The sequence below is a fragment of the Nocardia sp. NPDC051052 genome (assembly GCF_044456045.1).
GTDB lineage: Bacteria > Actinomycetota > Actinomycetes > Mycobacteriales > Mycobacteriaceae > Nocardia.
The window spans coordinates 316,616-330,671 of sequence record NZ_JBITFL010000006.1 but is presented as its reverse complement, the minus strand read 5'-3'; the positions used below and the strand labels follow the sequence as shown (position 1 = coordinate 330,671).

At 66.4% G+C, this 14,056-nt stretch carries 14 protein-coding genes; 10 read left to right on the top strand and 4 right to left on the bottom strand.

All coding sequences use genetic code 11. From position 1 onward, the window contains the following. The first annotated feature begins 96 nt into the window (after positions 1-96). From ACIBCN_RS22720 to ACIBCN_RS22705, 4 genes are read left to right on the top strand one after another with little or no spacing between them, the layout of a single operon-like run. Positions 97-933, top strand: a complete 837-nt coding sequence (locus ACIBCN_RS22720) for an ABC transporter ATP-binding protein (RefSeq protein ID WP_396993617.1) — start codon at positions 97-99, stop codon at positions 931-933. Then, positions 930-1,742 carry an ABC transporter permease gene (locus ACIBCN_RS22715; protein ID WP_396993616.1) on the top strand — a complete coding sequence of 271 codons (813 nt, stop codon included), beginning with the start codon at positions 930-932 and terminating at the stop codon, positions 1,740-1,742. The genes ACIBCN_RS22720 and ACIBCN_RS22715 overlap by 4 nt, the downstream gene beginning before the upstream one ends. Then, the gene (locus ACIBCN_RS22710) at positions 1,739-2,908 is read left to right on the top strand and encodes a sensor histidine kinase (RefSeq protein ID WP_396993615.1); all 1,170 of its coding nucleotides are present in this window, start codon (positions 1,739-1,741) and stop codon (positions 2,906-2,908) included. Before ACIBCN_RS22715 ends, ACIBCN_RS22710 begins: the two co-directional genes overlap by 4 nt. Beyond that, positions 2,905-3,525, top strand: a complete 621-nt coding sequence (locus ACIBCN_RS22705) for a response regulator (RefSeq protein WP_396993614.1) — start codon at positions 2,905-2,907, stop codon at positions 3,523-3,525. The genes ACIBCN_RS22710 and ACIBCN_RS22705 overlap by 4 nt, the downstream gene beginning before the upstream one ends. Before the next feature lie 63 nt (positions 3,526-3,588). Here ACIBCN_RS22705 and ACIBCN_RS22700 read toward each other — a convergent pair whose 3' ends face one another. The 3 genes from ACIBCN_RS22700 to ACIBCN_RS22690 form a co-directional block, all read right to left on the bottom strand. Next, on the bottom strand, positions 3,589-4,143 hold the full coding sequence (locus tag ACIBCN_RS22700; RefSeq protein WP_396993612.1) for an HIT family protein: 555 nt from the start codon (positions 4,141-4,143) through the stop codon (positions 3,589-3,591). Beyond that, a complete protein-coding gene (locus ACIBCN_RS22695) occupies positions 4,121-6,415 on the bottom strand; it encodes a molybdopterin guanine dinucleotide-containing S/N-oxide reductase (protein WP_396993611.1) in 2,295 nt (764 codons plus the stop codon). The genes ACIBCN_RS22700 and ACIBCN_RS22695 overlap by 23 nt, the downstream gene beginning before the upstream one ends. 87 nt (positions 6,416-6,502) lie before the next feature. Then, positions 6,503-6,979, bottom strand: a complete 477-nt coding sequence (locus ACIBCN_RS22690) for a nitroreductase family deazaflavin-dependent oxidoreductase (protein WP_396993610.1) — start codon at positions 6,977-6,979, stop codon at positions 6,503-6,505. 162 nt (positions 6,980-7,141) lie between these two features. Between ACIBCN_RS22690 and ACIBCN_RS22685 the strand changes: the two genes are divergently transcribed. Continuing rightward, positions 7,142-7,711, top strand: a complete 570-nt coding sequence (locus ACIBCN_RS22685) for a nitroreductase family deazaflavin-dependent oxidoreductase (RefSeq protein WP_396993609.1) — start codon at positions 7,142-7,144, stop codon at positions 7,709-7,711. Between the two features lie 83 nt (positions 7,712-7,794). Here ACIBCN_RS22685 and ACIBCN_RS22680 read toward each other — a convergent pair whose 3' ends face one another. After that, positions 7,795-8,124 carry a rhodanese-like domain-containing protein gene (locus tag ACIBCN_RS22680; protein WP_396993608.1) on the bottom strand — a complete coding sequence of 110 codons (330 nt, stop codon included), beginning with the start codon at positions 8,122-8,124 and terminating at the stop codon, positions 7,795-7,797. An 85-nt stretch (positions 8,125-8,209) separates the two neighbouring features. Between ACIBCN_RS22680 and ACIBCN_RS22675 the strand changes: the two genes are divergently transcribed. From ACIBCN_RS22675 to ACIBCN_RS22655, 5 genes are all read left to right on the top strand, one after another. Continuing rightward, positions 8,210-8,653, top strand: coding sequence for a MarR family winged helix-turn-helix transcriptional regulator (locus ACIBCN_RS22675; RefSeq protein ID WP_396993607.1), 444 nt, complete (start codon positions 8,210-8,212; stop codon positions 8,651-8,653). A gap of 153 nt (positions 8,654-8,806) precedes the next feature. After that, entirely contained in the window at positions 8,807-11,086 is a 2,280-nt protein-coding gene (locus tag ACIBCN_RS22670) for an MMPL family transporter (RefSeq protein ID WP_396993606.1), read from the top strand. Between the two features lie 80 nt (positions 11,087-11,166). After that, complete coding sequence (locus tag ACIBCN_RS22665; protein ID WP_396993605.1) at positions 11,167-12,105, top strand: TIGR03621 family F420-dependent LLM class oxidoreductase; 939 nt, start codon at positions 11,167-11,169, stop codon at positions 12,103-12,105. Positions 12,106-12,487: 382 nt separating this feature from the next. Then, positions 12,488-13,816, top strand: a complete 1,329-nt coding sequence (locus ACIBCN_RS22660; protein WP_396993604.1) for a family 1 glycosylhydrolase — start codon at positions 12,488-12,490, stop codon at positions 13,814-13,816. After that, positions 13,813-14,025 (top strand): hypothetical protein, encoded by a 213-nt coding sequence (locus ACIBCN_RS22655; protein ID WP_396993603.1) that lies wholly within the window; start codon positions 13,813-13,815, stop codon positions 14,023-14,025. The genes ACIBCN_RS22660 and ACIBCN_RS22655 overlap by 4 nt, the downstream gene beginning before the upstream one ends. The last annotated feature ends 31 nt before the right edge of the window (positions 14,026-14,056 follow it).

Genomic DNA, 14,056 nt, shown 5'->3' with positions numbered 1-14,056 from the left:
AGTTCGTCGGGGTCAGGACTGTCCATCGATCGATGGACAGCCGAATTCAACTTCCCGGATGTCCCGGGAGGTCCAGTGCGGCAACAGACTCGAGTCATGACAGCAGTGCGGGTGCGCGGCTTGCGCAAGGAGTATCCGGGGCAGGTCGCCGTGGCCGGGCTCGATTTCGATATCGGGCAGGGTGAGGTGTTCGCGTTGCTCGGTCCGAACGGCGCGGGCAAGACGACGACCGTGGAAATCTTGGAGGGGCACCGGGATCGGACGGCGGGTGAGGTCAGTGTCCTCGGTGCGGATCCCGGCCGGGCGGGCCGGGCTTGGCGGGCGCGGCTGGGCATCGTCGCGCAGACCGCGGCCGACGCGGCCGAGTTGTCGGTGGCGGAGACGGTCCGGCATTTCGCGAGGTACTACCCCGATCCGCGTGATCCGGAAGAGGTGATCGACATGGTCGGGCTGACCGAGCAGGCCGGGGCACGGGTGAAGTCGCTGTCGGGTGGGCAGCGGCGGCGGGTCGATGTCGCGCTGGGCATCATCGGCCGTCCCGAGCTGGTGTTCCTCGACGAGCCGACGACCGGGTTCGATCCCGAGGCTCGCCGCCGATGCTGGACGCTGATCGGCGGGCTCGCGCGGGAGGGCACCACGATCCTGCTCACCACGCACTACCTGGACGAAGCCGAGGCGCTGGCCGACCGGGTCGCGGTGATCGCCCGCGGCCGGGTCGTCGCCGAGGACACCCCGCGTGACCTTGGTGGCCGTGCCGGTGCGGAGGCGACCGTGCGCTGGGTGGACCAGGGCGGTGAGCACGTCGAGCACACGACGGATCCGACGAAGCTCATCGCCGAGCTCTGCGCTGGCCGTGGGGAACTCGGCGAGCTGACCGTGACCAGGCCCAGCCTGGAGGACATCTACCTCGAGCTGATCGGAGAGACGGCATGACCACGCTCGCCCTGCCCGGCACGTTGTCGCTGGGCCGCAGCCGCGGCAGCGCGGAGCTGCGCCAGTTCTTCCGCAACAAGGAACAGGTGGTCTTCACCTTCTCCCTGCCCGCGATACTGATGATCCTGCTCGGGTCCATGCTGAACGGTCCGACCACGCAGTCGTCGGTCAGCTCGGGGCAACTGCTCGCCGCAGGCATGATCGGTGCCGGCATCGTCTCGACGTCGTTCAACAGCATGGGCATCGGCCTGGCCGCCGACCGCGAGAGCGGCGCGCTCAAACGGCTTCGCGGGACACCGATGCCCGCGGCGTCGTATTTCGTCGGCAAGATGGTGCTGGTGGCGGTGACCAGCGCGGTTCAGTCGGCGCTGATGATCGCGGTGGCAGTGCTCATGTTCCAGCTGCACCTGCCGTCCGAGCCGGCGCAGTGGCTCACGTTGGCCTGGGTGTTCGTGCTCGGCACCGTGTCCTGCACCCTGCTCGGCATCGTGATCGGCTCGGTCCCCCGGTCCACGAACGGGGTCGTCGCGCTGGTCAACCTGGTCTATCTGGTGTTGCAATTCATGTCGGGGGTGTTCGTCACCCCCATCACGCACCTGCCGAAAGTTATGGTCGACATTGCGTCGGTATTTCCGCTGAAGTGGGTTTGCCAGGGTTTCCGCTCGGTGTTCCTGCCCCCGGCGGCCGCGGCTCAGGAAATGGCGGGGACATGGGAACTTTCGACGGTGGCGCTGGTACTCGGCGCCTGGTGCGTGGCGGGACTGCTGTTGGCGCGGCTGACGTTCCGCTGGACGAACGAGGACCGGTGAACCCACCACCGCCGAGCGCGTGGCAGCGCTCCCGCTGGGTCTGGGACGTGGTGTTCGGGGTGACGTACCTCGGGACAGTGACGTACGTCCTCACCCAGGAGCCGACGACGGCGATGTCGGCCAGACTGGTCAGCGTCGCGGCGCTGACCGGGATCGCGATCGTCTACTTGCTGCAGGGCCGCCGAGTCCTCACCGGCGAGGACAACGATGCGCGGCGGTGGCTGTTCGCCGGGGTGCTGCTGCTGCTCATCGTCGTCGCGATGTTCGCCGAAGCCACGGCGAGCTTCGGTCTGTTCATCGTCTGCCCGCTGGTGTACATGACGCTGGACTTCAAACCGGCCGCCGTGCTCACCTCGCTGACGATCGTGCTGAGCCTGGTCGCTTCGATCGTCCGCAACGGGGCCGGGGCTCCGGCCATTCTGGTGCCGATGATCGTGATCGTCTTCAGCCTGCTCACCGGGCGCTACATCACCGGGATCATCGAGGAGAGCTACGCCCGCGCCGGGCTGATCGAGCGGTTGGAGGCCAGCCAGGCCGAGGTCGCCCGGCTCTCCAGGGAGGCGGGCACGGCCACCGAGCGCGAGCGGCTGGCCCGCGAGATCCACGACACGCTGGCGCAGGGATTCATCAGCATCGTCACCCTCACCCACGCGATCGAGTCCGAAATGGACACCGATCCGGCCGCGGCGAAGCGGCATCTCGGCCTCGCCGCCCGCACCGCGCGGGAAAACCTCGGCGAGGCACGGACGATGGTGGCGGCGCTCGCGCCTTCCGACCTGGCGACGGGATCACTGGAGGAGGCGCTGCGACGCCTCGCCGACCGGCTCGCCGAGGAAAGCACCCTCACGGTGGCATACGAAGTGGACAGTCCATTGCCGACACTGCCGATGGCGACCGAGGTGGTCCTGCTGCGTGCCGCGCAGGAAGCACTGGCCAACATCCGCAAACACGCGTCGGCGTCGGCGGTGCTCGTCCGAGTGTCCGTGGTAGACGACGCGGTCCGGTTGCTGGTGCATGACGACGGCGCGGGTTTCGACCCCGGCGCACCGGCGGACGGGTTCGGGCTGTCCGGGATGCGGTCGCGGGCGGGGCAGATCGGCGGACGGCTCAGCATCCGCAGTGGATATTCCGAGGGGACGGACGTAGAACTGGAGGTGCCCGCGTGATCACGATCATGCTGGTCGACGACCATCCCGTGGTACGGGAGGGACTGCGCGGGATGCTGGAGTCAGAACCAGATTTCAGTGTGGTCGGCGAGGCGGGGTCCGGCGACGAAGCCGTCGCGCTCGATCGGGTCAAGCAGCCGGACGTAATTCTGATGGATCTGCGAATGCCCGGCCTCGATGGCGTCGGCGCGACCAGGAAGATCCTGCGGCAGACGCCAGGGCGGCGGGTCGTCGTGCTGACCACCTACGAGACGGACGCCGACATCCTGCGCGCGGTCGAGGCGGGCGCGTCGGGGTACCTGCTCAAGGACGTGTCGCGGACGGAGCTGGCTGGAGCGATCCGGGCGGCGGCACGCGGAGAGACCGTGCTGGCGCCATCGGTGGCCGGGAAGCTGGTGAACCGGGTGCGGAATCCGGAGCCGCCGTCGTTGTCGGCCCGCGAGACCGAGGTGCTGCGGCTTGTGGCAAAGGGCGGGACGAACGCGGACATCGGGCGCACGCTACACATCAGCGAGGCCACGGTGAAGACACACCTGCTGCGCGTGTTCGGAAAGCTCAGCGTGTCCGACCGGACCGCCGCCGTCACCACCGCCATGGCACGCGGCCTCCTCGGCTGACCAGCCAAAGCCGCCACGTACCGCGGATTCGCACCTACTCCTCGACGTCGCCCGCCGACAGGATCACCTAGACCGCAGAGCCGTTCGCAGGCGTTCGGCCAACGTCTCCGCTTGCTCCGGTGTCCACGGCAGGATGCCGTTTTCCGCCATCAGTGCATGGAACTGCTGCTCGCGGTAGGGAACGCCCGGGGGCAAAGGTGCGACGTGCCAGTGCACGTGCGAATTGCCCTGTTGGCTGCCCAGAGTCAGCAGATAGGTACGTTCGACGGGCAGGACTGCTTCCACTGCGCGCGCCACTCGATAGACCAATGTCATCAACTGCAGGTATGCATCCTCGGCAAGATCGCGTACGACGTGCTCGCGGTGAATCTTCGGGGCCACCAGGACGTGACCGAGCAGGGTGGGGTATTTCGACAGGAACGCGATGTTGTCGTCGTTCTCGGCGATGACCTGGTGCCACTCGTCTTCGGCGGCGACTATCCCGCAGATGAAGCAGGCCTCGGACTGTACGCGCTGCGCGTAGGCGTCGAGGTCGAACGGGATTCGTTGCATAGCAAGCGATTCTGCCGAATCGCAGGCGCCGCTATCCTCGCTGTCACGGAAGGTGTTGTGCCGCAACCATAGCGGGTGGCTGGTTCACGGCCAGATCGGGGGCTGTTCCTTCGTATCGCTCGACTTCGACCAGCGATAGCTGGCCTGTGCAACCCTGACTCAGGGCTGAGGAGGGGCGGTCGGGGGTCAGAACATTCGGGTTGCCGTGACGGCAGAAGGCGGGGTTGGCCGGGTCGGGGTCGTACCAAGCGCCGGTGGATAGCTGGGCTACGCCTGGGCGCACGGCGTCGTCGATGGTGAGTCCGGCCAGGCAGCTGCCGCGTTTGCTGCGGATGCGGACGGTGTCGCCATCGTGCAGGTCGCGGGCGGCGGCGTCGGTGGGGTGCAGGCGCACCGGTTCGCGTCCGGCGATTTTGGTGGATTGACTGTAGGCGCCGACGTCGAGTTGGCTGTGTAGCTTGGCGCGTGGCTGGTTGGCGACCAACTGCAGCGGGAATTCGGCCGCGGCCGGGGCGCCCAACCATTCCTCGGGTTCGAACCACGTCGGGTGGCCGGGACAGTCCGGGTAGCCGAAGCTGTCGATGGTTTCGGAGAATATCTCGATCTTGCCGCTGGGGGTGGTGAGCGGAAAGCGGTCCGGGTCGCCGCGGAAGTCGGCAGCGAGGATCTGATCCTCGTCGAGGATCGGGAGTTCGATGTGCTCGCTGGCCCAGAACGTGTCGAAGTCCGGCAGCTCGTGGCCGGCCTGGTGGACTCGCCATTCCTCGTAGAGGTAGCGCAGCCACTCGTCGGCGGTGCGGCCCTCGGTGAATTCCTTGCCGACCCCGAGGCGCTCGGCCAGCTCGCCGAAGATGGCGTAGTCGTCGCGCGCGCTGCCGTGCGGGCGGGTGATCGCCTTCATCGGGAACAGCACGCGGTCGTTCTCGCCCGCGCCGTAGTCGTCACGTTCGATGGTCATGGTGGCGGGGAGCACGAAGTCGGCATGCCGGGCGGTCGAGGACCAGAACGGATCGTGCACCACCACCGTCTCGGGCCGGGCGAACGCCGCGCGCAGCCGGGCCAGATCCTGATGGTGGTGAAAGGGATTCCCGCCGGCCCAGTAGACCAGCCGAATATCGGGGTAGATCAGCTGCTGCCCGTTGTATTCGAAGGACTGACCTGGATTGAGCAGCATGTCGGCGATGCGCGCGACCGGAATGAAGGTGTCGACTCCGTTGAGACCCTGCGGCAATCGCGGCGGCGAGAATTCCCGCGCGGGCTCACCCACGCTCGCCGCCGACCCGTAGCCGTGCCCGAACCCACCACCGGGCAACCCGATCTGGCCGAGCATCGCCGCGAGCACCACCCCCAGCCACAGCGGCTGCTCACCGTACTGCGCGCGCTGCAACGACCAGCTCACCGTCACAAAGGTCCGTGCCGTCGCCATCTCGCGTGCCAGCGCCCGGATCCGTTCGGCGGGCAAGCCGGTGAGCGCCGCGGCCCACTCCGGGGACTTGACGATCCCATCCGTCGAGCCGCGCACGTAGCCGATGAATCGCTCATAGCCGACGGTGCACTTGTCCAGGAATGTCTTGTCCGCCAACCCTTCCGCGTCCAGCACCTGCGCCAACGCCAGCATCAACGCCGTATCGCTGCCCGGCCGCGGCGCGAGCCACTCCGCCTCGGCCGCGGCCGGAATGTCGTCACGCAACGGCGAGATCGACACGAACCGGCAACCCCGCGCCCGCGCCGCACCGATCCAGCCCCGGGTGTTGTGCCGGGACACGCCACCCGGCGACACCGCCGAGTTCTTCGGCGACAACCCGCCGAACGCCACCACCAACTCCGTATGCCGGGCCAGCACCGTCTTCGCCGTCGCCCGCTCGATAACGAAACCGAGATGACCGAGCACATGCGGCATCAATACCTGCGACACCCCGAGGCTGTAACTGTTGACGTGCCGCACATACCCGCCGAGGCAGTTGAGGAACCGATGCGTCTGGCTCTGCGCGTGATGAAAACGCCCCGCGCTCGCCCACCCATAGGACCCGCCGAACACCGCCTCGGCACCGTGCTCGCGATACACCCGCCCCAGCTCACCGGCCAGCAGATCCAGCACGGTCTCCCACGACACCGGCACGAACGGATCTGTCCCGCGCCCGGTCGCGCCCGGCCCGCGCTCCAACCAGCCTTGCCGAACATAAGGCTGATCGATCCGGGTCGGATGATGCTGCGCGGACGCCACATTCTCGATCAGCCGCATCGGTTCCGGATCGCCGCGCCATGGGCGAACAGCGGTCAGCCGCTCACCATCGCTGTCGGCCTCGAAGGCACCCCAATGCGTCAGATGCGTGGTCATCTCCACACCGTAACCCGGACCTCCGACAAACGGGCGGCCACCTCGAAAGCGCGACTCATCCCCGCCACGAACACATTTCGCGCAACCTCACACCCGGCGCAGCTCGAACATCCGGAACTGACGCCCGCCGGACAGCTCGTACTCCATCTCGTATCCAGGCCAGAACTCGACGGCCAAGTCCCAGGCGGATTTGCGATCGACACCGGTGAGCTCGGTCACCGACACCGTGAACTGCTCGCCCCGGTGCCGAACGGTCGCGGTATCGGCGGCACGCAAATTGGCCGACCACACCGGATGCTTCGGGCTGCCCCAGTTCGAGCCGAGCACCAGGAAGCCGTCACCGCGCGGCACGTACAGCAGCGACGTGGTTCGCGCGATACCGGTCTTGCGGCCCGCGACGGTGACCTCGATCGAGGGCAGCCCGACCAGATCCAGCACGCCCCTGCGGCCGTCGGTCCAGCGCCGAACGACGCGCTCGACCGGAATGACGACCGGCGCCGTGCGCATGACCCAGCGCTGTTGGGCCAGCTTGCGAGCAATCGGCGGCAGCGGATTCGACACCATCTCAGAATCCTGACACGTCGCCGTTCGTCAGCGGCACCGCCAGGCCGGGACCGAGGGGCATGTCACATCGAAACGCACGCGGAGCGCGCAAAGTCGTTGACAGACAACGCCACAAACGACGAAACGTTCCGCCACAAGCCCGCGCGGCGGACCATGGACGCTATGCAGGACTCAGCGCCCGCCGAGCCGACCAGCGAACGACTGCGCAAGATCCGGATCGCCGCCGCGGCCGAAGCCGAGAAACACACCCGCCTGGTCCGCACCGAGCGGGCCGGTCGCATCGTCAGCGCCGCGATGCTGCCGTGGTTCCGGGTCCGAGCCCCCGACGGCTACGGCGTGATCACCACCACCGGCCGAAAGACCGGCAAGAAGCGCCAGAAATGCGTCCGGGTGATCCGCCGCGACAACCGCGCCTACCTCGTCCAACTGGTCCCACCGCACCTCGCGATCACCAGGCCCGCGGCCGCCAGCGGATGGCTGCTCAACATCCGCGCCGACCCCCACGTCCGAATCCGCCTGCCGGACGGCACTTTCGACGGCACCGCCCGCGAGATCACCGACCCCACCGAACGCGCGATCGCACGCACCATCCTGTGTGAAACAGTCACACCTATGGACTACGGCGAATGCGTGTTGCACCTGCGCGGGCGACCGAGCCGAGCCAAAGTTCAAGAACTACACCGCTATTGGTTCGACACCGGCAATCCGCTTGTCATCGAGGTCGCGCCGTAGGGAGTTGTGCGATCGATCCATATCGACCGCACAATGCCGCGACCTCACACCGGCGCGATCACCGCGCCAGGGACGCGATCACCTCAGGCCCCCTCCTCCACCGGAAGCCCGGCCTCCGCCCAATCCTGAATCCCCGCTCGATACGCGCGCACATTCGTGTACCCCAGCCCGCGCAGCTTGACCGCGACATTCTCACTGTTGCGGCACGCTTCGTTCGCGCAGTAGGTCACAATCGCCGCATCGCGATCCGGAAGCAGTTGTCCGGCAATCGATTCCACGTCGGATTCGACCAGGACCCGCGCGCCGGGCAGATGCGCCTTCTCGTAATAGCCGGCCCCGAGCGTGTCGAGCACCGTTACCGAACCCGCCTCGATAGCAGCAGCCAGCTCCGCCCGGGCAATGACATCGGTCATGAGATTTCCTTTCTCGAACACAATTTATGTGCGTGTGCACGCTACTACATGTGTGCGGGCGCACACAAGTGGGTAAGCTCGCACCGTGACCGACAACCACCGCGCGGCAGCCAACGCCTGGTCCGCGTTCCTGCGCGTGCACGCCAAGCTGGTGCCCCAACTCGACGCGGACCTGCGCACCTCAGTCGGACTCCCCCTCGCCTGGTACGACGTCCTGCTGGAACTCGACGGCGTGCCTCCCCTGCGGATGACCGACCTCGGTGCCCGCGTCGTCCTCAGCCGCACCCGGGTAAGCCGCCTCGTCACCGAACTGGAGACCGCGGGCCTGGTCACCCGCGAAGCCAACCCCGACGACGGCAGGTCCGCCTTCGTCACCATCACCGAGACCGGACGCACCCGCCTCCGCGAGGCCGCCCCGCGCTACCTCGCGGGCATCGAACAACGCTTCGCAGGCAAACTCGACCCCGACGAACTGCGGACACTCACCCGAACACTCGGCAAAATCCTTGGGCCAACGGATATTTCCTAGCAAAACTCTCAGGAAGACCCCTCCGGCGCACCGGTACTTTGGGTAGCGCGCATATCGGGCGCGACCACCGGAAGGAAGCAATCTCTTGATGATCGGTGCCCTCAGGCCGCTGCCCGCACGACCGACCTGTCCGCACCTCCGAAGAGCCGCCTGATGTTCGCGCGCTGGGGAGATTTCGTTTACCGGTTCCGATTCCTCGTCATCGGCGTCGTCGGGGCGGCACTGCTCGCACTCGGCGGGTACGGATCCGACCTGTCACACCATCTGGCCTCCGGCGGGTTGGACGACCCCACCTCGGAATCCGCGAAAGCCGCCCGCTTATCCGACCAGGCATTCGCGCGCGACCACCGCGCCGACGTCCTGGTGCTCTACACCGCCCCCGAGGGGGTATCGCTCGACGATCCGGCGTTCAGCGCCCAGATCGTCGACAACCTGAACAGCCTGCAACGCCAGCACCCCGACGAAATCGACAAGGTCAACGGCTCCTATTGGAAGACCGAGACCGGCCAACAGCAACCAAGCGCGTTCGGCCGAGCGGACCTGAATCGAGCCTTCGCCTCGATCGCCATCAAAGGCAACACCGACACCGAGATGGTGAACAACTTCCGGAAAGTGAAGGACGCCTTCTACATTCCGGGCGTCGACGTCCAGGTCGCCGGACTCCAACCTGTCGCGGGAACACTGACCTCCTCGCTCGACGAGGACATCCACCTGATGGAAATGGTCGCCTTCCCCGTGGTGGCCGTGCTGCTGTTCTTCATCTTCGGCGGATTGGTCGCCGCCGCGCTCCCGTTGATCGTCGGCGGACTCACCGTCATCGGCGCCAATGGCATCATTCGTGCCTTCACCGAATTCACCGACGTCAATTCCTTTGTCTCCGGCGTCGTCTCGATGATCGGCGTGGGCCTGGCCATCGACTACGGCCTGTTCATCGTGAGCCGATTCCGCGAGGAACTCGCCGAGGGCTACGACACCAAGACCGCGGTCCGCCGCGCGGTGATGACCGCGGGCCGTACCGTGGTGTTCTCGGCAACCATGATCATCGTCAGCCTCGGCGGCATGCTGATGTTCCCGCAGGGCTTCCTCCGATCGATGGCCTACGCCTCGATCGCATCGGTCTCCCTCGCCGCGTTGACGGCACTCACCATCCTGCCCGCGCTGCTGAGCGTCCTCGGCCCGCGCGTGGACATGCTCGGACTCAAGCGTTTCGGCAAGACCAAGACCGCGGAAGAAGTGGAGAACAGTTTCTGGGGCCGCTCCACCCGATGGGTGATGCAGCACCCGAAACGGATCGCCGTCCCGATCTGCCTCGGCCTACTGCTGTTGATCATTCCGGTGAAAAACATCGCCTTCGGCGGATTCAGCGAAACGTATCTGCCACCGAACGACCCGACCAGGATCGCCCAACAAGAATTCGACACCACCTTTCCCATCCGCAAAGCCGACCCCGTGCAGCTCCTGTTCATTTCCAACAACACGAGCGCCATCGGCGATGTCGTGAAGCAAGCCAATCGAGCGCCGGGTCTGCTCACTCCGCCGGGTGGAACCGGCCCCTTCGCCACGCCGAGCTCCTCGACGAAACTCCCCGGCGTATATCGCACGGAAGCGGCGCTCGCCGTCAAGAACGCCAACACCACCGTCGACTATCTGCGCTCGATCCAGTTACCCGCCGACGTGACCATGCTCGTCGGCGGTACACCAGCGATTCAAAAGGATTCGATCGACGGTCTTTTGGGCCGCATCCCCTTCATGGTCGCCGTGGTTCTCTTCCTCACCACGATGCTGATGTTCCTGACCTTCGGCTCCCTCATCCTGCCGATCAAGGCCGCCCTGATGAGCGCACTCGGACTCGGCTCCACCCTAGGCATCCTCACCTGGATCTTCGTCGACGGAAACGGCTCAGGACTACTCAACTTCACCCCGCAGCCGATCCAAGCGGCGATTCTCGTGCTGATCATCGCCATCATCTACGGCCTCTCCACCGACTACGAGGTATTCCTGTTGTCTCGCATGGTCGAAGCCCGCTCCAAAGGCGCGACCACCACCGAGGCGATTCGGATCGGCACCGCACACACCGGCCGCATCATCACCGCCGCCGCCCTCATCCTGCTCGTGGTCACCGGCGCGTTCGCGTTCTCCAAACTGGTGATGATGCAATACATCGCCTACGGCATGATCGCCGCACTGATCATCGACGCGACCATCCTGCGCATGCTGCTGGTACCCGCGGTCATGAAACTCCTCGGCGACGACTGCTGGTGGGCACCGGCCTGGATGAAACGCCTGCACGAACGCATCGGCCTCAGCGAACCGATCCTCGCCGACGAGCACCACGCCACCCGCGACATGACCGACCTCGTCGAAACCACCCCCGTCACCGATCCGGTGACCCTGCGACTGCCCGTCGTCACCGTGGATCAAGCACGGCGCTGACGCCGAATTCGCCCTCAGCGGAATCACTTACGCCGCACGGCCGACCCGAATTAGCGTGGGCAGCTCGAAGGGAGGCGAGCATGAACGCTCCGATCAAGTTCTCGATGACCGCCAATGTGATCGAGGTCGGCACCTGGCCGGACTTCGCCCGAGGGTGCGAGCGGGAGGGTTTCGACACCCTCATGGTCCCCGACCATCCAGGGTCGTTCGTCTCCCCCTTCGTGGCCCTCGCCGCGGCCGCGACGGCCACCGAGACGATCCGCCTCGGCACCAACGTGGTGAACGCCGGGATGTGGGAACCGTTCCTGCTCGCGGGCGAGGTCGCCACGCTCGATGTCGTGTCCGGTGGGCGTGCGCTGTTCGGGATCGGCGCCGGGCACACTCCTGCCGAGTGGACGATGCAGGGGCGCGAGCATCCGTCAGCAGCCGCACGGGTCGACCGGATGGTCGAGGTCACCGATACCACGCGGCGGTTGCTCGCCGGCGAGACCGTGACCTTCGCGGGTGCGCATGTACAACTCCGAGAGGCGATGCTGACCAGACCGCGGCCCGTCCAGGAGCCGATACCACTTCTCGTCGGCGGCAACGGGACTCGCGTGCTGCGGTACGCCGCCGCGACCGCGGATATCGTCGGATTCTCCGGACTCGGCCGGACCCTGCCCGACGGGCACAGTCATGAAACCCGGTGGAGTCGCGAGCAGATCGACGCGCACGTCGAGATCGCGCGCGACGCGGCACAACAGGCAGGCCGTACACCCACGTTCGAGGCGCTCGTGCAGCACGTGGAGATCACCGACGACGCCGAAGCCGCCTGTGCGCGCTTCGCCGAGGACATCCCCACCACCAGCGTCGCCGAGTTGCTCAGCGCGCCGTACGTATTGATCGGCACGGTGGACGAGCTGGTCGCCGAGCTGCGCGCGCACCAGAAGCGTTGGGGGTTCGACCGATTCGTCATGCGCGCCCCGGCCCGTGCGGCAGGCGCCGAGCTCCTCGAGGCACTCGCCGCATCGGACAAGTAGCACCCGCCGCCCCGCCCTCCTCGTCTTGGCTGATGAGAGGGCTGGGACGGTTGGATTTCGGATTGGTGATTTGTGGGTGAGTTTTAAGTGGATGGTTCTGCATGCGTAGGTGCGCATATCTACGTAACTAGATGTCTTTTCTGTATTGATACCTTCCATCGACTTCACCTGACCTCCACCTCGAGCCGTCGCAACTCCGGAAACGGCAGTCCCCCAACCCGACTCCCCGGCTAGGCGCGACCGATCCCCTACCCCACCGGTAAAGCTCGACTCCCCTATCGCCGGAACAACGCACCGCCCCAGATCCACCAGAAACGGACATACGACCAGTTACGCTGTCCCCCAGGTCCATGGCCCCGGTCATCCGCTGAACAGGAGTCCGATGCGAGCACAGCGCCGTCGCCACGTCTTGCTCACCCTCGCGGCCACCACCGCCGCGTTGATCGCCGGCAGCACAACCATCGCCGCTGCGCGTCCAGCACCTCCCGCGCAGGTCGCACCACTGGGTGCGGATTTTCTCTGGGGTGTCGCCGCATCCGGATACCAGTCGGAGGGCCACGCACCCGACAGCAACTGGTCTCGCTACGTCGCAGCCGGGAAAACCCCTGACCCATACGGCGATTCGATCGACTTCTGCACGCGATACCGCTCGGACATCGCGCTGGCCGCCCAGCTCGGCGTCAAGGTCTATCGTATCGGCCTCGAGTGGGCACGAATACAGCCGAGGCCCGGCGAGTGGGACGAGAACGGACTCCGCTTCTACGACAACGTCATCGCCGCGATCACCGCGGCAGGCATGCGACCAATGCTCACCATCGACCACTGGGTCTATCCGGGTTGGGAGGTGGACCGTGGCGGCTGGCGCAACGCGAGCATCGTCGAGGACTGGCTCGCCAACGCCCGCACCGTCGCCGACCGCTACGCCCCCGCCGACCCGCTGTGGGTCACCTTCAACGAGCCGACGTTCTACCTCGTGAACGAACTGCGGAAGGGCGGCATCTCCCCCGTCGACATCCCCGCCATGCACGATCGAATCGCCCAGGCGCACAACAGCATCTACGACTACATCCACGCCGTCCAGCCCGGCGCGCTGGTCACGAGCAACGTCGCCTACATCCCCACCGGCGAGGACATCGTCAACAAACCACTGCTCGACAAGATCCGCACCCGGCTCGACTACATCGGCATCGACTACTACTACGGCCTCTCCCCCGAATCCCTGCTGGCGGGTCCGCCCGACTTCGAAAGGCTATGGACCCAACCCCTTCAGCCCGAAGGCCTCTACTACGCCCTGCAGCATTACGCCCGCCAGTTCCCCGAAAAGCCGCTCTACATAGTCGAAAACGGCACGCCTACCGAAAACGGCGCGCCCCGAGCCGACGGCTACACCCGCGCCGACAACCTCCGCGACACCATCTACTGGCTACAGCGCGCCAAATCCGACGGCATGAACGTCATCGGCTACAACTACTGGAGCCTCACCGATAATTACGAATGGGGCTCTTACACCCCACGTTTCGGCCTCTACACAGTGGATGTACTGACCGACCCGACCCTCACCCGCAAACCCACCGACGCAGTCCCCGCCTACACCGCGATCACCCAGGCCGGCGGCGTCGCCTCCGACTATCGCCCCACCCGGCCACCGCAGCCATGCTCGTTCGTAGACGCCGCGGCCAGCTGCCTCGATCCCGTCACGGTGCCGCGATGACAGCACCCCAACCCGGAACCCCCAGCGCCACCGCGATTCTGCAACGCTGGCAGGACTCCGGCGCCATCTGGCGCGTCCTCTCCCGCAGATCGGACCGCGTCACCATCGGCCTCTACGAATGCACCGGCGGCCAGGAAGTCGACCGCTTCACCTCCGACGACCCCGCGCTCCTTCAGTTCCTTGGCGAGCGGCTCAGCAACGAAGACTGACATTGAAGGCCGGGATGACCACTCCCGCAAG